This is a genomic window from Paenibacillus sp. EKM206P, assembly GCF_011066155.1.
Taxonomy (GTDB): Bacteria; Bacillota; Bacilli; order Paenibacillales; family Paenibacillaceae; genus Paenibacillus; species Paenibacillus polymyxa_D.
On sequence record NZ_JAAMNQ010000045.1, the window covers coordinates 1 to 1,682 of the forward strand.

The 1,682-nt window shown below is 54.6% G+C and carries 1 rRNA gene; it reads left to right on the plus strand.

Features of this window, described 5'->3' with window-relative positions:
* A 23S ribosomal RNA gene (locus tag G9G53_RS25560) occupies positions 1–1,682 on the plus strand; the annotation flags it as partial.

Sequence of the window (1,682 nt, forward strand, 5' to 3'; positions counted from 1 at the left end):
TAGCTCACTGGTCGAGTGACTCTGCGCCGAAAATGTAACGGGGCTAAACACACCACCGAAGCTATGGCTTGATGCTTGCATCAGGGGTAGGGGAGCGTTGAATGCGGGTTGAAGGTGTACCGTAAGGAGCGCTGGACTGCATTCAAGTGAGAATGCCGGTATGAGTAACGAAAAGATCTGTGAGAATCAGATCCGCCGAAAGCCTAAGGGTTCCTGAGGAAGGTTCGTCCGCTCAGGGTAAGTCGGGACCTAAGGCGAGGCCGATAGGCGTAGTCGAAGGACAACAGGTCGAAATTCCTGTACCACCGTAATCCGTTATGAGCGATGGGGTGACGCAGTAGGGTAGTGACGCGGACTGATGGATGTCCGTCTAAGCAGTGAGGCTGATGTGTAGGCAAATCCGCACATCGTAAGGCTGGGCTGTGATGGGGAGCGAAAATTGTAGTAGCGAAGGTCATGATCTCAGACTGCCAAGAAAAGCCTCTAGCCAGGAGAAGGTGCCCGTACCGCAAACCGACACAGGTAGGCGAGAAGAGAATTCTAAGGCGCGCGGAAGAACTCTCGTTAAGGAACTCGGCAAAATGACCCCGTAACTTCGGGAGAAGGGGTGCCTCGGTAGGGTGAATAGCCCGAGGGGGCCGCAGTGAAAAGGCCCAAGCGACTGTTTAGCAAAAACACAGGTCTGTGCGAAGCCGCAAGGCGAAGTATACGGGCTGACGCCTGCCCGGTGCTGGAAGGTTAAGGGGAGTGGTAAGCCCTTCGGGGCGAAGCTATGAACCGAAGCCCCAGTAAACGGCGGCCGTAACTATAACGGTCCTAAGGTAGCGAAATTCCTTGTCAGGTAAATTCTGACCCGCACGAATGGCGTAACGACTTGGGCGCTGTCTCAACGAGAGATCCGGTGAAATTTTAATACCTGTGAAGATGCAGGTTACCCGCGACAAGACGGAAAGACCCCATGGAGCTTTACTGCAGCTTGATATTGAATTTGGGTACGATCTGTACAGGATAGGTGGGAGCCGTAGAACTTTGAGCGCCAGCTTGAAGGGAGGCATCCTTGGGATACCACCCTGATCGTATCTAGGTTCTAACTTGGTACCGTAAACCGGTGCGAGGACAGTGTCAGGTGGGCAGTTTGACTGGGGCGGTCGCCTCCTAAAGAGTAACGGAGGCGCCCCAAGGTTCCCTCAGAATGGTTGGAAATCATTCGAAGAGTGCAAAGGCAGAAGGGAGCTTGACTGCGAGACCTACAAGTCGAGCAGGGACGAAAGTCGGGCTTAGTGATCCGGTGGTACCGCATGGAAGGGCCATCGCTCAACGGATAAAAGCTACCCTGGGGATAACAGGCTTATCTCCCCCAAGAGTCCACATCGACGGGGAGGTTTGGCACCTCGATGTCGGCTCATCGCATCCTGGGGCTGAAGTAGGTCCCAAGGGTTGGGCTGTTCGCCCATTAAAGCGGTACGCGAGCTGGGTTCAGAACGTCGTGAGACAGTTCGGTCCCTATCTGTCGTGGGCGTAGGAAATTTGAGAGGAGCTGTCCTTAGTACGAGAGGACCGGGATGGACGTACCGCTGGTGTACCAGTTGTTCCGCCAGGAGCACCGCTGGGTAGCTATGTACGGAAGGGATAAGCGCTGAAAGCATCTAAGCGTGAAGCCCCCCTCAAGATGAGATTTCCCA